The sequence below is a fragment of the Flavobacterium sp. genome (assembly GCF_025352015.1).
Taxonomy (GTDB): domain Bacteria; phylum Bacteroidota; class Bacteroidia; order Flavobacteriales; family Flavobacteriaceae; genus Flavobacterium.
This window is the reverse complement of the sequence record NZ_JANXUG010000018.1, coordinates 1-19,853: the sequence shown is the minus strand read 5'-3', so window position 1 is coordinate 19,853 and position 19,853 is coordinate 1. Positions and strand designations below refer to the sequence as shown.

Annotated in this window: 16 protein-coding genes and 2 pseudogenes; 11 read left to right on the top strand and 7 right to left on the bottom strand. The window is 32.6% G+C overall.

Annotated features, from left to right (window positions below; genetic code table 11):
- Positions 1 to 180: 180 nt before the first annotated feature.
- Both pyrF and Q0Q96_RS02390 read left to right on the top strand, forming a co-directional pair.
- Entirely contained in the window at positions 181 to 1,008 is an 828-nt protein-coding gene (pyrF, locus tag Q0Q96_RS02395; protein ID WP_293871292.1) for an orotidine-5'-phosphate decarboxylase, read from the top strand.
- A 37-nt stretch (positions 1,009 to 1,045) separates the two neighbouring features.
- On the top strand, positions 1,046 to 1,846 hold the full coding sequence (locus tag Q0Q96_RS02390; protein WP_293871290.1) for a helical backbone metal receptor: 801 nt from the start codon (positions 1,046 to 1,048) through the stop codon (positions 1,844 to 1,846).
- Between the two features lie 170 nt (positions 1,847 to 2,016).
- Here Q0Q96_RS02390 and Q0Q96_RS02385 read toward each other — a convergent pair whose 3' ends face one another.
- Both Q0Q96_RS02385 and purU read right to left on the bottom strand, forming a co-directional pair.
- Positions 2,017 to 2,748, bottom strand: coding sequence for a DUF4197 domain-containing protein (locus Q0Q96_RS02385; protein ID WP_293871288.1), 732 nt, complete (start codon positions 2,746 to 2,748; stop codon positions 2,017 to 2,019).
- A 49-nt stretch (positions 2,749 to 2,797) separates the two neighbouring features.
- Positions 2,798 to 3,652 (bottom strand): formyltetrahydrofolate deformylase, encoded by an 855-nt coding sequence (gene purU / locus Q0Q96_RS02380; RefSeq protein ID WP_293871286.1) that lies wholly within the window; start codon positions 3,650 to 3,652, stop codon positions 2,798 to 2,800.
- Positions 3,653 to 3,817: 165 nt separating this feature from the next.
- Here purU and Q0Q96_RS02375 point away from each other — a divergent pair, with 165 nt between their 5' ends.
- Positions 3,818 to 7,246, top strand: coding sequence for a methylmalonyl-CoA mutase family protein (locus tag Q0Q96_RS02375; protein ID WP_293871283.1), 3,429 nt, complete (start codon positions 3,818 to 3,820; stop codon positions 7,244 to 7,246).
- 23 nt (positions 7,247 to 7,269) lie between these two features.
- Here the strand turns inward: Q0Q96_RS02375 and Q0Q96_RS02370 are convergent, their stop codons facing one another.
- On the bottom strand, positions 7,270 to 7,431 hold the full coding sequence (locus tag Q0Q96_RS02370; protein ID WP_293871281.1) for a hypothetical protein: 162 nt from the start codon (positions 7,429 to 7,431) through the stop codon (positions 7,270 to 7,272).
- A 90-nt stretch (positions 7,432 to 7,521) separates the two neighbouring features.
- Here Q0Q96_RS02370 and Q0Q96_RS02365 point away from each other — a divergent pair, with 90 nt between their 5' ends.
- Both Q0Q96_RS02365 and ccsA read left to right on the top strand, forming a co-directional pair.
- A complete protein-coding gene (locus tag Q0Q96_RS02365; RefSeq protein ID WP_293871278.1) occupies positions 7,522 to 8,016 on the top strand; it encodes a hypothetical protein in 495 nt (164 codons plus the stop codon).
- Positions 8,017 to 8,183: 167 nt separating this feature from the next.
- Positions 8,184 to 11,318 carry a cytochrome c biogenesis protein CcsA gene (gene ccsA, locus Q0Q96_RS02360; RefSeq protein ID WP_293871276.1) on the top strand — a complete coding sequence of 1,045 codons (3,135 nt, stop codon included), beginning with the start codon at positions 8,184 to 8,186 and terminating at the stop codon, positions 11,316 to 11,318.
- Positions 11,319 to 11,376: 58 nt separating this feature from the next.
- Here the strand turns inward: ccsA and Q0Q96_RS02355 are convergent, their stop codons facing one another.
- Both Q0Q96_RS02355 and Q0Q96_RS02350 read right to left on the bottom strand, forming a co-directional pair.
- Positions 11,377 to 12,165: an anti-sigma factor gene (locus Q0Q96_RS02355; protein WP_293871273.1), complete on the bottom strand. Its 789-nt coding sequence runs from the start codon at positions 12,163 to 12,165 to the stop codon at positions 11,377 to 11,379.
- Positions 12,165 to 12,695 carry a sigma-70 family RNA polymerase sigma factor gene (locus tag Q0Q96_RS02350; RefSeq protein ID WP_293871271.1) on the bottom strand — a complete coding sequence of 177 codons (531 nt, stop codon included), beginning with the start codon at positions 12,693 to 12,695 and terminating at the stop codon, positions 12,165 to 12,167. Before Q0Q96_RS02350 ends, Q0Q96_RS02355 begins: the two co-directional genes overlap by 1 nt.
- 315 nt (positions 12,696 to 13,010) lie before the next feature.
- Here Q0Q96_RS02350 and Q0Q96_RS02345 point away from each other — a divergent pair, with 315 nt between their 5' ends.
- Both Q0Q96_RS02345 and Q0Q96_RS02340 read left to right on the top strand, forming a co-directional pair.
- Positions 13,011 to 13,592 carry a glutathione peroxidase gene (locus Q0Q96_RS02345; RefSeq protein ID WP_293871269.1) on the top strand — a complete coding sequence of 194 codons (582 nt, stop codon included), beginning with the start codon at positions 13,011 to 13,013 and terminating at the stop codon, positions 13,590 to 13,592.
- 201 nt (positions 13,593 to 13,793) lie between these two features.
- Positions 13,794 to 14,168, top strand: a complete 375-nt coding sequence (locus Q0Q96_RS02340) for a hypothetical protein (RefSeq protein WP_293871266.1) — start codon at positions 13,794 to 13,796, stop codon at positions 14,166 to 14,168.
- 1 nt (position 14,169) lies between these two features.
- On the opposite strand, the gene Q0Q96_RS02335 is transcribed toward Q0Q96_RS02340, so the two are convergent.
- Positions 14,170 to 14,667 carry a GNAT family N-acetyltransferase gene (locus Q0Q96_RS02335; protein WP_293871263.1) on the bottom strand — a complete coding sequence of 166 codons (498 nt, stop codon included), beginning with the start codon at positions 14,665 to 14,667 and terminating at the stop codon, positions 14,170 to 14,172.
- A gap of 79 nt (positions 14,668 to 14,746) precedes the next feature.
- Here Q0Q96_RS02335 and menD point away from each other — a divergent pair, with 79 nt between their 5' ends.
- The 4 genes and pseudogenes from menD to Q0Q96_RS02315 form a co-directional block, all read left to right on the top strand.
- Positions 14,747 to 16,408, top strand: coding sequence for a 2-succinyl-5-enolpyruvyl-6-hydroxy-3-cyclohexene-1-carboxylic-acid synthase (menD, locus tag Q0Q96_RS02330; protein ID WP_293871260.1), 1,662 nt, complete (start codon positions 14,747 to 14,749; stop codon positions 16,406 to 16,408).
- A gap of 31 nt (positions 16,409 to 16,439) precedes the next feature.
- Positions 16,440 to 17,681 (top strand): HD domain-containing protein, encoded by a 1,242-nt coding sequence (locus Q0Q96_RS02325; RefSeq protein WP_293871257.1) that lies wholly within the window; start codon positions 16,440 to 16,442, stop codon positions 17,679 to 17,681.
- A gap of 118 nt (positions 17,682 to 17,799) precedes the next feature.
- On the top strand, positions 17,800 to 18,819 hold the full coding sequence (gene lpxD / locus Q0Q96_RS02320; RefSeq protein ID WP_293871255.1) for a UDP-3-O-(3-hydroxymyristoyl)glucosamine N-acyltransferase: 1,020 nt from the start codon (positions 17,800 to 17,802) through the stop codon (positions 18,817 to 18,819).
- A 17-nt stretch (positions 18,820 to 18,836) separates the two neighbouring features.
- Positions 18,837 to 19,772 (top strand): annotated as a pseudogene (locus Q0Q96_RS02315) (bifunctional UDP-3-O-[3-hydroxymyristoyl] N-acetylglucosamine deacetylase/3-hydroxyacyl-ACP dehydratase); the annotation flags it as partial.
- Here Q0Q96_RS02315 and Q0Q96_RS02310 read toward each other — a convergent pair.
- Positions 19,768 to 19,853, bottom strand: a pseudogene (locus Q0Q96_RS02310) (UDP-3-O-acyl-N-acetylglucosamine deacetylase); the annotation flags it as partial. The pseudogenes Q0Q96_RS02315 and Q0Q96_RS02310 overlap by 5 nt on opposite strands.

The window sequence follows — 19,853 nt, the reverse complement described above, 5'->3', positions numbered from 1 at the left end:
ATTTAATTCCGATATTTGTGCTAAAATGGTATCTTTCATAAAACAAAGATAATAAATATATTCTTTAGACTAAAGCCATAATTTTTACTTTTTTTTGTTTGATTAAAACCTTCAGAAATAGCGTTTTTTTTGAACTATTTCATGAATTTTAAATTTATATTTGTAAATATTGTACAACTAATGACAACGCAACAACTCATCCAACAAATTCGAAAAAAAAAATCTTTTTTATGCATTGGACTTGATGTAGATTTAACCAAAATACCGCAGCATTTATTAAAGTTAGAAGATTCCATTTTTGAATTCAATAAAGCAATAATTGACGCAACACATGAGTTGTGTGTAGCTTATAAACCCAATACAGCGTTTTACGAAGCTTATGGTTTAAAAGGCTGGCAAGCACTTCATAAAACCATCAATTATCTTGACGAAAACCATCCAGATATTTTTACTATCGCCGATGCCAAACGCGGTGATATAGGAAACACATCAGACCGGTATGCTAAAGCGTTTTTTGAAGATTTGAATTTTGATGCTATTACCGTGACGCCATACATGGGCAAAGATTCGGTGGAACCTTTTTTAGCCTATAAAAACAAACACACCATACTTTTAGCCTTAACTTCTAATGAAGGTGCTTTTGATTTTCAAAATAAAAATATAAACGGAAAAAAATTATACAGAAGTGTCATTGAAACTTCCATTAAATGGAAAAATTCTGAAAACCTGATGTTTGTTGTGGGAGCTACAAAAGCGAAGTTTTTTACAGAAGTTCGAAAATTGGCACCCGAAAATTTTCTTTTAGTCCCAGGAGTTGGAGCCCAAGGAGGTTCACTTGCAGAGGTATGCAAGCACGGAATGACAAAGGATGTTGGTCTTTTGATTAATTCGTCACGTGCAATTATTTATGCATCCAATGGGACTGATTTTGCAGAAAAGGCGCGGGGAGAAGCAGTAAAAATTCAGCTAGAAATGGAACAAATTTTAAATCAAAAAAAAATCTTTTGACCGTTGTGTAATGTTGCACACTTGTTACGATTATAAAATGAAAATATTTAAAGATCAAATAGGTACTTCTCACACTTTTGAAAACACACCTAAAAGAATAGTTTCGCTGGTGCCATCTCAAACGGAATTACTATATGATTTGGGTTTAGAAGATAGTATCGTTGGCATAACAAAATTCTGCGTACATCCGTTTCATTTCAAATCAATCAAGAAGAGTATTGGCGGAACAAAAAAAGTAAATTTTGAAAAAATTCGGTTGTTGCATCCTGATATTATCATTGCCAATAAAGAGGAAAACACTAAAGAAATTGTTGAAGAATTAGCTAAAATTTATCCAGTTTGGGTTACAAATATTATTACGTTAGAAGATAATGTGAAAATGATTGAAGACTTCGGTCAACTTTTTGATAAAAGAACCGAAGCGCAAAAATGGTTAGATAAAATTTGCTTCGCTCAAAATGATTTTTTAATTTTTATAAAAGATAAAGCCTTTCAAAAAGTAGCCTATTTTATTTGGGCAAATCCCTATATGGTTGCAGGTAATAACACTTACATCAACGAACTATTGAAATTAAACAAATTTCAAAACATCTATGAAAATTGTGAAGACCGTTACCCTGAAATAGGGAATGATAAAATACCATTTTACAGCAACTGTGATTTGGTTTTACTTTCATCTGAACCTTTCACTTTTCGCAATGAACACGCTCTTGAAATAGGAAGATTTATGCATCATGCCAAAACAGTTTTTGTGGATGGTCAAATGTTTTCGTGGTATGGAACAAGGCTTGTAAAAGCTTTTGCATATTTCAAAAAACTTCATCAAAAAATTGCATAAAAAAATCCGATGTTATGAGAACACCGGATTTTAAAACTAACTAACCCCAACCAAATAATAAAAAACCAAATTTATTACATTACAAATGTACGTAGTGCTTTTAAGTTATTGTGTTAAGGTTATGTTATTCTTATGTTATTGATTTCTAAAAATTTAACTTATAGTTAAGACTATTTTTTGTCTTGTTTAGCGAAAACTTTTTTTAACAAATTTGAAGTTCTAGAATTCAGATTATTTCGAATATCTTTTTCCTCTAAAGCAATCATTTTAAAAACACCTTCCAATGCTTTATTGGTAGTGTAATCAGTTAAATCAGGATTGACTTTGCCCATTAAAGGAATGCTATTATATTTTTTTATTATCGAGTTCCACACTCTATCGGCACCCACTTTAGCAAAAGATGCCTGAATTATAGGATTAAATTTGGCATACAAAGGAGTCGTCGTAGAAGATTTTAAATAATCAGTTGCAGCATTTTCGTTGCCCATCAAAATATTTTTAGCATCAGTAAAACTCATGTTTTTCACAGCATCTACAAAAATAGGAGTGGATTCTTTTACGGCATTTTCGGCAGCGCGATTCAGCATAAGAATTCCTTCATCTGCCAATGAACTTAAGCCTAATGTTCGCAAAGTATTGTCTACTTTTTGCAATTCTTCTGGTAACATAATTTTTACTAAATCATTTTTATAAAAACCATCAACAGCAGTTAATTTGGTTACTTGTTTTTGAATTCCGTTATTCAAGGCTTCTTTCAATCCATTAGAGATATCGATTGAAGATAGAATTTTAGTGCTAGTTGGAATTTTGGTAGGAATGTTTTTTTTGATTTGATCCAAAACTTTTATTTGAGAAAATCCTAAAAGAGGTAGAAATACTAGAAGCGCTAATTTTATTTTCATGATTTTTTATTTTATTTACGTAATTATCAAAAATAAAGCCAAAAACAGTTTAAGAGAAAACTACTGTTTTATTGTTGTACACCATTATTTTTCGTTCAGCGTGCAATTTTATCGCTCTTGCCAAAACCGTTCGTTCTAAATCTCGACCTTTAATTATAAAGTCCTCTATCGAATGGCTATGTGTAACTCGAGTGATATCTTGCTCAATAATGGGTCCTTCGTCTAACTCCGCTGTAACATAATGACTTGTCGCCCCTATAATTTTTACCCCACTATTAAAGGCAGAATGATAAGGTTTGGCACCAGGGAAAGCAGGTAGAAATGAGTGATGAATATTAATGATTTTATTTTTGAATTGTTCGATAAGATTTGGAGTTACAATTTGCATATACCTAGCCAAAACTATAAAATCAATACTGTATGCATCTAGAATTTCAAGTTGTTTCTTTTCTCCTTCCTGTTTAATCTCTTTGGTAAAAGGAACATGATAAAACGGAATCTCAAAACGGTTGGCAATAGGTCTTAAATCTTCGTGATTACTTATGATTAAAGGGATTTCTACATGAAGTTCTCCTGTACTATAGCGAGATAAAATATCGTATAAGCAATGGTCATATTTTGAAACAAATAGCGCCATATTTGGTTTACTTTGTTTTAAATGTATCGTCCAATACATAGCGAAAGGAAGCACTAGATTTTGTTCAAAATTGTCTTTTATTGTTTCCAAATCAAAATTATCAGTAGCAAATTCGCACTCCAATCGCATGAAAAAAACATCTTGGTCACTATCTACATGTTGATCAAGATAAACAATATTTCCCCCAATAGCTGCAATATAATTAGTCACTGCGGCAATAATTCCTTTTTGATCTTTACAGTAAATGAGAATGATTATTTTTTTCATTAAGTTCAAAATTTTAGTTCCGAATTTGTTACTTATTGTTTTCAAAACTACAGTATTTTTTCATTAATAAAAGCCTGTAGAATATTTTTATGTTTTCTACGAAATCGTTGTACCAATTTTTATTAATTGTGTAAATTGCGGCACTTAAATTATCACATCCTTAAAATGGAAGCACAAACGCCCTATATTCCTAGAAATAAAGTAAGAATTGTTACAGCTGCATCGCTATTTGATGGCCATGATGCAGCTATTAATATAATGAGAAGAATTATTCAAGCAACAGGTGTTGAAGTGATACATCTTGGTCATGATAGAAGCGTTCAAGAGGTAGTAAATACTGCTATTCAAGAGGATGCAAATGCTATTGCAATGACTTCCTATCAAGGTGGTCACAACGAATATTTTAAATATATGTATGATTTGCTCAAAGAAAAAGGAGCAGGACATATCAAGATTTTTGGTGGTGGTGGTGGTGTAATTTTACCTTCTGAAATTGCAGAATTGCAAGAATATGGAATCGAACGAATTTATTCCCCAGATGACGGTCGTGCAATGGGTTTACAAGGAATGATTAACGATTTAGTACAGCGTTCTGATTATCCTGTTGGCGATAAATTGACAGATGAATTAGCCCAAATTGAAGATAAAAATCCAATAGCCATTGCTCGATTAATTTCGGCGGCCGAGAATTTTCCAGAAATTGCAAAATCCGCTTTTGAAACTATTCACAAGAAAAACAAAACTTCTAAAATTCCAGTTTTAGGTATCACAGGAACTGGCGGATCTGGAAAATCATCTTTGGTAGATGAATTGGTTCGCAGATTTTTAATTGATTTTCCAACAAAAACTATTGGATTAATTTCGGTAGATCCTTCAAAACGAAAAACGGGTGGAGCACTTTTAGGCGATAGAATTCGAATGAATGCTATCAATAATACGAGAGTTTACATGCGTTCGTTGGCAACCCGTCAATCAAATTTGGCTTTGTCAAAATATGTAAATGAGGCGATAGAAGTTTTGAAAGCTGCCAAATACGATATTATCATTCTTGAAACTTCAGGGATTGGACAATCCGATACAGAAATCATGGATCATTCCGATGTTTCATTATATGTAATGACGCCCGAATTTGGAGCTGCAACGCAATTGGAAAAAATCGATATGTTAGATTTTGCCGATTTGGTTGCTTTAAATAAATTTGATAAACGTGGTGCATTAGATGCTATTCGAGATGTAAAAAAACAATACCAACGCAATCATAATCTATGGGACGAAAATACTGATTCAATGCCAATTTTCGGAACCATCGCTTCACAATTTAATGATCCTGGGATGAATACGCTCTACAAAGCTATTATGGATAAAATTGTAGAGAAAACAGGAGCTGATTTAAAATCGACATTCCAAATCACGCGTGAAATGAGTGAGAAAATTTTCGTGATTCCACCTCACAGAACACGTTATTTATCTGAAATTGCTGAAAATAATAGAAAATATGACGAAACTGCTTTGACACAAGTCGAAGTAGCCCAAAAATTATATGGAATTTATAAAACCATTGAAACGGTTTTTGGAAGTAAACCCAAATTGACGAAAGCTGGAATTGAAGAAACTATTTTAGAGTCAAAAGATGATAATAGAAATGAATTCTTGAATCTTTTAGTAAAAGAATTCGACCGTATAAAAATGAATTTAGATCCCTATAATTGGGAAGTAATTTTAAATTGGAAAGAAAAAGTAAACAACTATAAAAATCCGTTTTACAGCTTTAAAGTTCGGGATAAGGAAATCAAGATCGCAACGCATATGGAGAGTTTATCACATACTCAAATTCCGAAAATTTCATTGCCAAAATACCAAGCCTGGGGCGATATTTTAAAATGGAATTTACAAGAAAATGTTCCCGGAGAATTTCCATTTGCTTCAGGATTATATCCATTTAAACGTGAAGGTGAAGATCCAAGTCGAATGTTTGCTGGCGAAGGCGGACCAGAACGTACCAATAAACGTTTTCATTATGTTTCTGCTGGATTACCCGCCAAACGACTTTCGACGGCTTTTGATAGTGTGACTTTGTATGGAAATGATCCTCACATTCGTCCTGATATTTACGGTAAAATTGGCAATGCTGGAGTATCGATTTGTTGTTTAGATGATGCTAAAAAATTATATTCTGGTTTCGATTTAAGTCATCCGTTAACTTCGGTTTCAATGACAATCAATGGACCAGCACCAATGTTACTTGGTTTTTTTATGAATGCAGCCATAGATCAAAATTGTGAAAAATACATTATTGAGTATAATCTTCAAGTAGAAGTTGAAGAAAAAATCAGCGAAATTTATAAGAAAAAAGCAACTATCCGTCCAACATACCAAGGCGATTTACCAGAAGGAAATAATGGTTTAGGATTAATGTTACTGGGAGTAACAGGCAATCAAGTTTTACTTTTGGATGTTTATAATGACATTAAAATTAAAACATTAACCCAAGTTCGTGGCACAGTTCAAGCCGATATTTTAAAAGAAGATCAAGCGCAAAACACCTGTATTTTTTCTACCGAATTTGCATTGCGATTGATGGGCGATGTTCAGGAATATTTTATCAAACAAAATGTTCGTAATTTTTATTCGGTTTCCATATCAGGATATCACATTGCCGAAGCTGGAGCAAATCCTATTACGCAGTTGGCGTTTACACTTTCTAATGGTTTCACTTACGTGGAATATTATTTAAGTCGTGGCATGAACATTAACGATTTTGGACCTAATTTATCATTCTTTTTCTCAAACGGAATCGATCCAGAATATGCAGTAATTGGTCGTGTAGCGCGTAAAATTTGGGCGAAAGCCATGAAGAATAAGTACGGTGCCAACGAAAGAGCACAAATGTTGAAATATCATATTCAAACTTCGGGTCGGTCACTTCATGCTCAAGAAATTGATTTTAATGACATTCGTACCACTTTACAAGCATTGTATGCTATTTATGACAACTGTAACTCATTGCATACCAATGCTTATGATGAAGCAATTACAACTCCAACCGAAGAATCTGTGCGTCGAGCTATGGCAATTCAGTTGATTATAAATAAAGAGTTAGGTTTGGCGAAAAACGAAAACCCAATTCAAGGTTCGTTCATAATCGAAGAATTAACCGATTTAGTTGAAGATGCTGTTTTACAAGAATTCGACAGAATCACAGAGCGTGGCGGCGTTCTTGGTGCGATGGAAACCATGTATCAACGTTCTAAAATTCAAGAAGAATCGTTGTATTATGAAACCTTAAAACACAGTGGAGAATTTCCTATTATTGGTGTAAATACATTCTTGAGTTCTAAAGGTTCGCCAACTGTAATTCCATCAGAAGTAATTCGTGCCACCGAAGAAGAGAAACAATATCAAATTGATATGTTGATCAATTTACAAAAATCAAGTGCGGTTAAAGTTGGCGAACAAATAGAATTATTGCAATCGGCAGCCATTAAAAATGAAAACCTTTTTGAATTTCTAATGGAAGCTACAAAAGTGTGCTCGTTAGGACAAATCACAAATGGATTGTTTGAGGTTGGTGGGCAGTATAGAAGGAATATGTAAGTTTTTAACTAACCAAAAAGGTTTTATTCCTTTTTAGGTTGTATCAGAATATTGCTTTCAGTATATTTTTTCAAAATGGCTTTACGTAATAAAATGCGCGCCGCTTTCTTGGCCTTTGCTTTATCTTGAGCCTTATGAAGTTTGTCGTTATGTGCTTGGATGTTTTTTTCGTTGTTTCTTCCCATGGTTCAAAAGTACGTATTTTTGGTAAAACAAAACCTCGGTACAATTTGTGAACACAAAACACACATAAATAATTATTAAATATCGAAATGATGAAAAAAATCATAATAGCATTTGCTTTTTTCGGAATCATGTTGCTAAACAGTTGCACTACAAACAATGATAGCAATGTCAAAAACAACAATGAAGTGTTTGAATATTCCAATATTAACTTTTTTCCAAACGATTACACCGTTTTATTAACCTATCCTCATACAATTCCAAATTCTAGTATGGTTTTAGTCTACAGATTATCGGGAACTTTTCAAGGTACTGACATTTGGAAATTGCTGCCAGAAAGTTATTATCTAAATAATGGTGCGTTAGATTTTAGATATAATTTTGATTTTACTAGGTATAATGCTCAACTAAAAATGGAAGATTTTGATTTAGCTTCTGTCAACAATGGGTTTAAACTCAATCAAACCTTTAGAGTTGTTGTGCTACCTTCTTACAATTTTAAGACAAGCAACACTATAATTTATAAAAACTATAAATCGGTCATACATTTATTTAATATTGATGAAAGTAAGTGCTCCAAAATGTAGTAAAATAGTTGAAACTTATTATAAAAGCGAACAAGAATCCGCTTTTTTTGTCGTAAATTCTACAAGTAAACAAGTCATAAAAAAGAATTAAAACCATAAGTAAATCAGGTGTAAATCTATTTATTTACATTATTTTTGTACTGCTTTTTAAAAAATTATTCCACCTCATGGAAAAAAAAATATTATCTATTTTATTTTCAACACGATTAATGGCAATTTTATTTCTTGGTTTTGCAGTTGCAATGGCAGCTGGAACATTTATAGAAAGTAAATACAATACAGATACAGCCAAAATTTGGATTTATAATGCTTGGTGGTTTGAAGCAATATTGTTGTTATTCATAATTAATTTTGTGGGAAACATAAAGCGTTATCAATTATATAAAAAAGAGAAATGGGCAACATTACTACAACATTTGTCTTTTATTCTTATTATTTTGGGAGCTTTTATTACTAGATACATTAGCTATGAAGGGATGATGCCCATTCGTGAAGGGGTAACTTCTAATCAGTTTTTCTCTGAAAAAAATTATTTAAATGTATTTGTTGACGGTAACTATCATGGTAAAACGATGCGTAGGATTTTTGAAAAACCATTATTACTATCACCTGTCACCAATAATAATTTTTCTATCAGTGACAAGTTTGATGAAACCCCTTTTGAAATCAAATATAAAAATTTTGTTCTCGATGCAAAAGAAACTGTCATAGCACGTGAAAATGGTGAAACTTTTTTAAAATTAGTGGAATCGGGAGACGGAACACGCCATGAGCACTTACTGAAAGAAGGAGAAATTCAAAATATACATAATGTACTGTTTGCTGTAAACAATCTAACAAAAGGCGCCATAAATATTAGTACAAAAACCAATACAATAACAGCTCCGTTTGATGGACAATTCATGCGAATGGCTGATAAATTCAAGGGCTCGGTAAAAAAAGATTCGTTGCAATCCTTAATGTATCGATCTTTATATAACTTGGGCGGCACACAATTTGTTTTTCCAGATCAACCTAAAATTGGTTACAAATCATACAAACCAAGCGGTAATTTTAGAGCAAAAAATGGAGAAGACGCCATAACTTTAATCATAAAATCAAACAATACTGAAAAAGAAGTGACACTTATTGGCGCTCATGGGAAACAAGGTGAACCTAAAATTGTTAAAATTGGAAATTTGGAATTCACATTAACGTACGGAAGTAAAGTATACAACTTACCTTTTGGATTAAAACTCAATGATTTTATTGCCAAAAAATATCCAGGAACAGAAAAAAGTTATTCGTCCTACGAAAGTAATGTCACTATTATAGATTCTGTCAAAAAAATTGATTCTAGGATTTATATGAATCATGTTTTAGATTACAAAGGTTTTCGCTTTTTTCAAGCTTCTTTTGATCCCGATGAAAAAGGAACTATACTCTCTGTTAATCATGATTTTTGGGGAACAACTATAACTTACATAGGGTATTTTCTTTTATTTTTTTGCATGATGGCCATGTTGTTTGTCAAAAATACCCGTTTTGCTGATCTGAAAGGAAAATTGGATATCATCAAAAAGAAAAAAGCGAAACTTTCGACCCTTATAATTCTTTTAATTTCGCTTAACGGACTAGCCCAAAATCATGTTAAAATTAACAATAGAGTTCCAACACAAAATCAGATAGATTCGGTATTAAATAAGTATAAAGTTTCCGAAAGACATGCAGCACAATTTGGTCGATTAATCATTCAGGATGAGGGTGGAAGAATGAAACCAATCAATACATTTTCTTCTGAATTATTGCGCAAAGTGAGCCACAAGGACACTTACAAGGAAATGAATTCTGATCAGGTATTTATTTCGATGACGCAGTTTCCAACGGTTTGGTTTGAAACGCCTTTGATTTATATTAAAGGTGGTAATGACAGTCTGCGCAATATTCTAGGTATTGCTGCCGATGCCAAATATGCCACTTTTAGATCGTGCTTTGATGAACGAGGAAATTACAAATTATCGCCTTATTTAGATCAGGCTTACAAGGCCGCAAACCCAAATCAGTTTGAAAAAGATTTTGTGGAAACAGATAAAAAAGTAAACCTTTTAAATGCTGCATTGAGTGGGAAAATTTTACACATTTTTCCGATACCGAAAGATGCAAATAACAAATGGCTTTCGTTTTTAGAAATCAATCACAGTACTGGAACCGCATTAGATACGGTGAAAATGGTATTGCCCGTTTATTTAGATGCGCTTCAAAAAGCTACTCAAAATAAAAATTATACCATGGCAAACACCTTTCTAGTTGGAATGGAAAACTATCAAAAGAAGTTTGGAAAAGCCGTACGACCAACGGATAGAAGAATTGATTATGAAATATTTTATAACAAATATGACATTTTTCAAAAATTACCCTATTGGTATTTAACGATGGCCGCATTGATGTTTTTGTTTACCATTATTCAAATATTCCAAGAAAGAAAATGGATGGTCCTAACGGTCAATATATTTCATGTTTGTATAGGATTATTATTTGCTTTGCATACATTGGGCTTAATTGCACGATGGTATATTTCGGAACATGCACCATGGAGCAATGCCTATGAAGCCATAGTTTATGTGGCGTGGTCAACAATGTTCTTTGGATTGGCATTTGATAGAAAATCAAAACTTACAGTGGCATCCTGTGCTTTTGTAACAGCCATGATATTAACCGCTGCATACGCCAATTGGATTGACCCAGAGATAGCCAACTTACAACCGGTATTAAACTCCTATTGGTTAATGATTCACGTAGCAGTAATTGTTGCTAGTTACGGACCGTTTGCTTTGGGAATGATACTAGGTTTTGTGTCTTTATTGCTAATATTTTTAACTACCGAAAAGAACAAAGAGAAAATGCTTTTAAATATTAAAGAAGTTACATATATCAATGAAATGGCACTAACGGTTGGATTAGTCATGCTTACTATTGGTAATTTTCTTGGCGGTCAATGGGCAAACGAAAGTTGGGGAAGATATTGGGGATGGGATCCAAAGGAAACTTGGGCTTTGATAAGTATCATGGTGTATGCATTTGTTATTCATGCTCGTTTTGTTCCTTCATTGCGCAATAAATGGTTGTTTAACCTAATGGCAATGTTTGCTTTCTTATCAATCCTATTTACATATTATGGAGTGAATTTTCATCTAGTTGGATTGCATTCGTATGCGAGTGGTGAAGCAAAATCATTGAGCTGGATTTGGTATTCCATCGGATTGATAGGATTAATTGGACTGATAACCTATCCGAAGTATCGAAAATATTATAAAAAGAAATAAAAAAAAGGTTCAACAAATGTTGAACCTTTTTTGACTATTGATTATTTGATGTAGGCTTTTAGACTTTCCCCAAAGTATATAATTGCTCCATGGTAGGCGATGCGCTACCGCCGGCAGGTTCTAATGTAATTCCAAATGCTTCAGCACCGATTGTTTTATCTACAGCAAATATTTTGCTTTGATTTGCCTGAAAATTAGATAAAAGGCCGATACTGGTTGGCGTTAATTGTGGCAGTAGTTTTAAAGACCATATCTGGTATTCTTTTCCTTTTGGTGGTTCAGGCAATCCACTTGCATCTACATAAACCACTTGGGTTTGTTTGTTCCAATAGATTTTGGCTTTTGCAGTTGGCGCAACGGTTTGTCCTGCTAGGGCAATGACCGTATTATTTTCGTCGCGAATAACATTTAAAGCTGTAGCTGTGGATTTATTTTTAAATTCTAATCCAACCACATTTTCCTGTAGTTTTGATATTTCTTTTTCAATCGTTGCGACTTGATTTTTGCTTTCATTCAGTTTTAAATATTGAAAACTAATTCCTATAAATAAGGCTATAGATGCCGCCCAACCAATGTAACTCACTGAAGAATTTCGTGGTTTAAAGTCAACAACTTTATTATGCTTGAGCTCTAATTGTGATTTAATTTTTTCAAACTGACTATGAGAAATAAAAGGAGAAAAACTACTGGAAAGATTAATAATTGCTTTCTCAATGGATACTATTTCATCTTTCACTTCTGAATGTTTGAGAGCCATAGTGCTAACTTCTTTGTTTTCTGATTCAGTAAGTAATCCGTAAACATAAAGTTCCAATGTTCCTGATTCTATATATTCTTTATTTTCCATTATACTTTTAAAAAATTTCGTAGGTCGTTCATACACATTCGATTTTGGGTCTTAACAGTGCCTAAAGGAATTTCTAATTCTTCTGATGCTTCCTGTTGAGTGAATCCTTTGAAAAACAATAAATCAATTAACTTGATACACTTTGGTTTGAGTTTGTTTACAAATTCTTTTAATCCAATACTATCAATTCTATTAGTTAACTTATTACTGTCATCCAACAGATGTACGAAATTATCAGAAGACAAGTTTTTTTTGCTATTATTAAATCCTTTTGAGCGCAACTTGTCAATTGTACTGTTACGGGCAATATTGAGCATCCAAGTATATAATCTACCCTTGCTTTCATTATAAGAATCAATATTTTTCCAAATTTTAACAAACACCTCTTGAAGCACATCTTCGGCTTCTTCGCGGTCGTTCATCAAATTGGTGATAATGCTAAAAAGACTTTTGGAATACATATCATACAATTTTGTAAAACCTTTTTCATCTTTCCTTAATAAAAGAGGCAATAATTCTTCTTGTGTCATAGTTACTATTTTTATTGTAAATTAAAGAAACTAATTATAAAAAAACTATTTTTTGAAAAAAAAATTAAAACACAGTATTTAAGAAACCAAATTTAATTTGGTAACGTAAATGATATTGAAATTTTGCTATGAAATTGTTTTGTTTTTTGTTTTGGTTGTAATAGATATTTAATTAGTCAGGTTAATTTTTCTATTACGTTTGTTGAAGCTCAATGATTTTATAATCATTGAGCTTTTTTTTGTACATATTTAAAAATTTGGGAATTGTATAACAGAAACTTTTAAATATTTGTTTAATTTTATAAAAAAATAAATATGAAAAAAACTGCATTATTAGTATTAACTTTTGCCTTATTTAGTTGTCAAAATCAGGCGCAAAACAATAAAAAAAATAAAATGGAAACACCAACTTTAACAGAAACAATTTATCAATTTAAGGTCAAGGATTTGTACGGAAAAGATTTTGACTTTGCTTCGTTAAAGGGAAAAAAAGTACTTATCGTGAACACGGCATCAGAGTGTGGGTTGACACCTCAGTACAAGGATTTAGAATCCATTTACGAAAAATACAAGGATAAAAATTTTGTTATCATAGGTTTTCCGGCAAATAATTTTGGGTCACAAGAACCAGGAAATAATGAACAAATCGCTAAATTTTGTCACTTAAATTATGGTGTAACTTTCCCGATGATGAGTAAAATTTCAGTAAAAGGAACTGAAATGAACGAAGTTTATAAATTTCTAACTCAAAAAAGTAAAAACGGATTGCAAGACAGTGATGTTGAGTGGAACTTTCAAAAATATCTAATAAACGAAAAAGGACAGTTAACCAAAGTTTTATCGCCAAGAGTTTTACCAACAGACGCCGCAATTGTGGGTTGGATTAACGAAAAATAATATTTTTCTTTAAAACCAAAAAGCTAGAAAACGATTCTTTTCTGGCTTTTTGTTTTTCTATATTTAATGTCATTTCTATCGACAAACGCCTTTGATATTGCGATTTAAAGATTTTTTTTTCCTTTCAACGATTTTAATATTTTTACTAAAACATAGTGATTAGGTTTGATATGTAATTATCAAATACCACTACAAATTTATATGAATAATATTTTCAACCCTTTATACCGTAAAGATTATCTACAAGGATATGCTAACGGTGTTAATCCTTATTTAAAAATTCTAGAAAATAAAAATGACGCTTATACTTTTGGTTTCGACCAAGGCAGATTAGATTATGAAAGGATGAACGGTAAAGTTATGCATGGCATTCCTAAATTAATCGTTACTAACAAAGTTTTAGAAGATTTTCTTTTGGCTGGCATGCTAGGTATTAGTATCAATGAAGATGGTTATACTGCCTATCAGATAGATGTCATTTCGAAATGGTATCAAAGCGGCATTGAAAAATATAATCCACACCAAAGTAGTTATCTTCTAGGAATACTTGAGGAAAATGGAATTGAAATAATTTAGGTTACTTCAACAACAATTGCATAAACACACTGTGCAACCATCTATCAAATTTATAACCACTTTCTTTGATAGTTCCCACTATTTCAAATCCAAACTGTTCATGAAAACTGATGCTGTTTTGATTTTCAGAATCAATAACTCCAATCATGGTATGAAGTTTTTGTTTTTTGGCTAACAAAATTAAATGTTCCAAAAGTTGTTTCCCAATGCCTTTTCCTAATTCATTTGGTAGTACATAAACCGAATGTTCTACAGTAAATTTGTAGGCTTCTCTAAAACGAAATTCACTGTAATAGCCAAAACCAACAATACGATCCTCGATTGTTGCTACAATAATAGGAAAAGCCTTGTTTATTTTTTCATTAAAAATATTTTTTTGTTGGTCAAAAGTTCGTGGTTTGTAGTCGTATAACGAAGTTGAATTGGCTATATAATAGTTTAGAATAGCTACGATAGTTTGAACATCAGCAGCTTGATAAGGTCTTATTTTAATTTCCATTGCGTAAAAATAAGAAAACAATTTACAGTATTGAAATCGTTCTACAACTTTGTATCTTTGTTTGCCTTAAAAAACAACAATGATTTATCCTAAAATACCTTTAGCGCAAAGCATTATCGAAATATGCCATGCCAAAGGAGTTCATGATATTATTATTTCACCAGGTTCAAGAAATGCACCGTTAACAATAGGATTCACAAATAATCCTAGATTCAAATGTTATAGTATTGCCGATGAACGTTGTGCGGCTTTTTTTGCTTTAGGTATAGCGCAACAAACACATAAACCAGTAGCGGTAGTTTGTACTTCGGGGTCTGCATTACTGAATTATTATCCTGCTTTAGCCGAAGCTTTTTACAGTCAAATTCCTTTTATTGTTATTTCTGCAGACAGACCTTTTGATAAAATTGATATCGGTGATGGACAAACCATTCGTCAGGAAAATATTTTTATCAATCATTCTTTATTCAATGCTAATTTATCAGCAGATGCTACAGAGTTTAATGATGTTTTTATTAATGAGGCTATAAATGTTGCTATTGCCAGAAAAGGACCTGTTCACATCAATGCTCCGTTTGAAGAACCTTTGTATGAAACTACGAACAAACTTTCAATAGATTTTAATGTAACTGGACTCAATTTATCGCAACGATTGGTAAATGTTGACGATATTATTGCTTATACTACTTTATGGAATTATAGTAACAAAATTTTAGTTTTGGTTGGGGAATGTGCACCAAATTCGATTGAACAGGAATGGCTCGAAAAATTAGCGCAAATGCCATCAGTAGTGGTGATGACAGAAGCGACATCAAACCTGCATCATTCTAGTTTTATCACCAATATTGATGCACTGATTACACCATTTTTAAATGCTGATTTTCTGAAATTACAACCCAGAATCCTTATTACGTTTGGCGGCATGATAGTTTCAAAACGTATAAAAGCTTTCTTGAGGAAATACAAACCACGACACCATTGGCATATCGATGAACAAAGAGCCTATGATACCTTTGGCATTTTAACCAAGCATTTTCAAGTAGAGCCCAACCAGTTTTTTAGACAATTTTTACCTTTTGTAAAAAATACCGAAAGTGATTATAAAACTTTTTTTGAAAAAATTCATTTAAAAAGAAAAACAAAACATACTGAATATCTTTCTAGCGTTGCATTTTCTGATTTGAAAGCGTTTGGAATTATATTTTCTAATTTACCAAAAAACCTGCAACTGCAAATCAGTAATAGCTCACCCATTCGCTATGCACAATTATTTAATATTGACATGAGCATTGAAGTTTTTTGTAACCGAGGAACAAGCGGAATAGACGGAAGTACCTCTACTGCCATTGGAGCGGCTATTGGTAGTCAAAAACCAACCGTTTTAATTACGGGAGATGTTGGGTTTTTATACGATAGTAATGCACTTTGGAACAATTATATCCCCAAGAATTTTAAAATTATTTTAATAAACAATGGCGGTGGTGGCATATTTAGAATATTACCTGGGCACGAAGAAATAGACACATTTAATACTTTTTTTGAAACATCTCATTGTTTAACTGCAGAACATTTAAGCAAAATGTACCAGTTTGATTATGTTATCGCGAGTGATTCAAAGTCGTTAGTCAAAGGGTTGAAATATATATTCGAAAAAAATGAACAACCAACAATACTCGAAGTATTCACGCCCACCCGTGAAAATGACAAATTATTAAAACAATATTTCAAGGAATTAGTATAAATAGATACTTTTACGAAAAACCGATTTAACTTTGAACAACACCAATAAACTAAAAATATTCAACGATCCTATTTATGGTTTTATCACCATTCCCAATTCGTTAATATATGACTTAATTCAGCATCCCTATTTTCAACGCTTACGTCGCATTACTCAAATGGGTTTGTCTTATTTGGTTTATCCTGGCGCACACCATACTAGATTTCATCATGCAATTGGCGCTATGCATATTATGCAAAAAGCCGTTGAAGTGCTTCGTTCTAAAGAAGTTGTGATTTCAAAAGATGAAGAAAATGCTTTATATATTGCTATTTTGCTTCACGACATTGGACATGGTCCTTTTTCCCACGCCATGGAACACAGTATTGTGGAAGAAGTTAATCATGAGCAAATTTCGTTATTGTTTATGAACAAGCTGAATCTTGAATTTGAAGGCCAATTAAGTTTAGCAATTCAAATTTTCAAGGGTGATTATCACAGAAAGTTCATGCTGCAATTAATTTCTAGCCAACTTGACATGGATAGAATGGATTATTTAAAACGCGACAGTTTTTATTCGGGGGTTGCCGAAGGAAATATTAATTCAGATCGATTGATACAGATGATAAATGTGGTGGATGAAGCATTAGTTATGGAAGAAAAAGGAATTTACTCCATAGAAAAATTCCTAATGGCGAGAAGATTAATGTATTGGCAAACCTATTTGCACAAAACAAGTTTGGTGGCCGAATTAACCTTAACCAAAGCACTTCAAAGAGCGAAAGAACTATTCAATAAAGGGGATGAAGTGGATTGTAGTAGTCCGTTAAAGTATTTTATGGAGCATAAAATAACGTTAGAAAATTTTACGAATAACAATTTAGATAAATTTGCGCAATTAGATGATTTTGACATTATTAGTGCTTTAAAAAACTGGCAGTATCACACTGATTTTATTTTGAGTAGTTTGAGTAAAATGATTATCAATAGAGATTTATCTAAAATTAAATTGAATAGCGAAAAATTTCCTTTAGAAGTTTTAGAAGAAATGACCATCCGTTTTGCAAAAGAGAACAATATCACGCAACAGGAAGCCAAATATTTTATTTTTAAAGGGAAAATTAAAAATCAGGCTTACAGCAAGGATGCTGAACCCATCAGGATTTTGAAGAAAGACAAAACGATTGAAGACGTGGCGGAAGCTTCAGACCAATTGAATTTGAAAGCGTTATCAAAACCAGTGACCAAATATTTTATTTGTTTTCCAAAACAACTTGAAGAATTATACCATTAAAATTGATTTTTTTATACTTTTGTGGCGATGAAACAGGCTGTATCAACTTTTATATATTTTAAAAAGAAACTGACTTGTGAGCTACATCTTATTTCTATGAAAAATAAAATAGTTTAAGATGAAATTTACAGCAGCTCAAATAGCAGAAATTCTTGAAGGTGAAGTCATTGGTAATCCAAATGCCGAGGTCTTCAAACTAGCAAAAATTGAAGAAGGAATCGAAGGTTCGCTTACGTTTTTAGCCAACCCAAAATATGCCAATTTTGTTTATACTACTCAAGCCACCATTATAATTGTAAATAACACTTTTGAACCCGAAGGGAACATTAAAACTACCTTAATTAAGGTCGAAGACGCGTATCAATCTTTCTCAAAATTATTAGAATATTACAATCAAGTAAAGCTCATGAAATCAGGCATTGAGCAGCCATCTGTAATTTCGGAGAATGTAACCTATGGTGAAAATTTATATTTGGGAAGCTTTAGTTACATTGGAAAAAACGTTACCATCGGTCACAATGTAAAAATATATCCAAACTGTTTTATTGGCGATAATGTAACCATTGGCGATAATTGTATTTTTTTTGCTGGAGTAAAAATATATTCTGAAACCGAAATCGGCAGTAATTGCAATTTTCATTCAGGATGTGTTGTTGGCTCAGATGGTTTTGGTTTTGCACCTACAGATGAGGGAACATTCACTAAAATTCCACAAATCGGAAATGTAATTATTAAAAATGATGTCAATGTAGGTGCCAATACTACTATTGACAGAGCAACGCTCGGCTCCACTATTATTGGTAAAGGAGTTAAACTAGACAATCATATCCAAATTGCGCACAATGTTGAAATTGGAGAAAACACTGTTATTGCTGCACAAACAGGCATTGCAGGTTCTACTAAAATAGGAAATAATTGCTTAATTGGTGGGCAAGTTGGTTTTGCAGGACATATCGTGGTAGGAAATAATGTTCGCATTCAAGCGCAGTCCGGTGTTGGAAGAAATGTGAAAGATGGTGAAGTGATGCAAGGTAGTCCAGCATTTGGTTATGCTGATTACAGCAAATCGTATGTGCATTTTAGAAATTTACCAAAAATTGTAACTGAACTAGAAAAATTAAAAAAGAGTACTAATTAAACTAAAATAGCTTATCAATGGTTAAACAAAAAACCATCCAAAACGAGATTTCCCTAACTGGTGTTGGACTTCATACTGGAAAAGAAGTGAAAATGACTTTTAAACCTGCGCCAATTAATAACGGGTATACCTTCGTTAGAGTTGATTTAGAAGGTTCTCCGGTTATAGAAGCCGATGCCAATTACGTAGTCAATACACAACGCGGAACAAATCTTGAAAAATTAGGGGTCAAAATCCAAACTTCTGAACATGTTTTAGCGGCTTTTGTTGGCTGTGATGTTGATAATGTTATCATCGAATTAAATGAATCTGAACCACCAATAATGGATGGATCTTCCAAATTTTTTGTAGAGGCAATCGAAAAAACAGGTATCATCGAACAAGATGCAGAACGTGTTTACTATGTTGTAAAAGAAATAATTTCATTTACGGATGAAACTTCAGGGAGTGAAATTTTAGTAATGCCTTCAGACGATTATCAAGTAACTGCAATGGTTGACTTTGGTACAAAAGTATTGGGAACACAAAATGCTACCATGAAAAACATTTCAGAATTTAAAACTGAAATTGCAAATGCTCGTACCTTTAGTTTTCTTCACGAACTAGAAACGCTACTGGATAGTGGTTTAATAAAAGGAGGCGATTTGAACAACGCTATTGTGTATGTAGATAAAGAAATTTCATCAAAAACTATTGAAAATCTAAAAATTGCCTTCGGAAAAGAATCTATTTCAGTAAAGCCAAATGGTATTTTAGATAATCTAACGCTGCATTACCCAAACGAAGCAGCTCGACATAAACTACTTGATGTAGTGGGCGATTTAGCTTTGGTAGGCATGCGAATCAAAGGAAAAGTAATAGCCAATAAACCAGGTCATTTTGTTAATACTCAATTTGCAAAAAAATTATCTAAAATTATCAAAATAGAACAACGTAACCAAGTACCCGTTTATTGGCTATTACTTTTCCTTTGATTCGCATGCCTACCAAAGCTAAATCGCCCACTACATCAAGTAGTTTATGTCGAGCTGCTT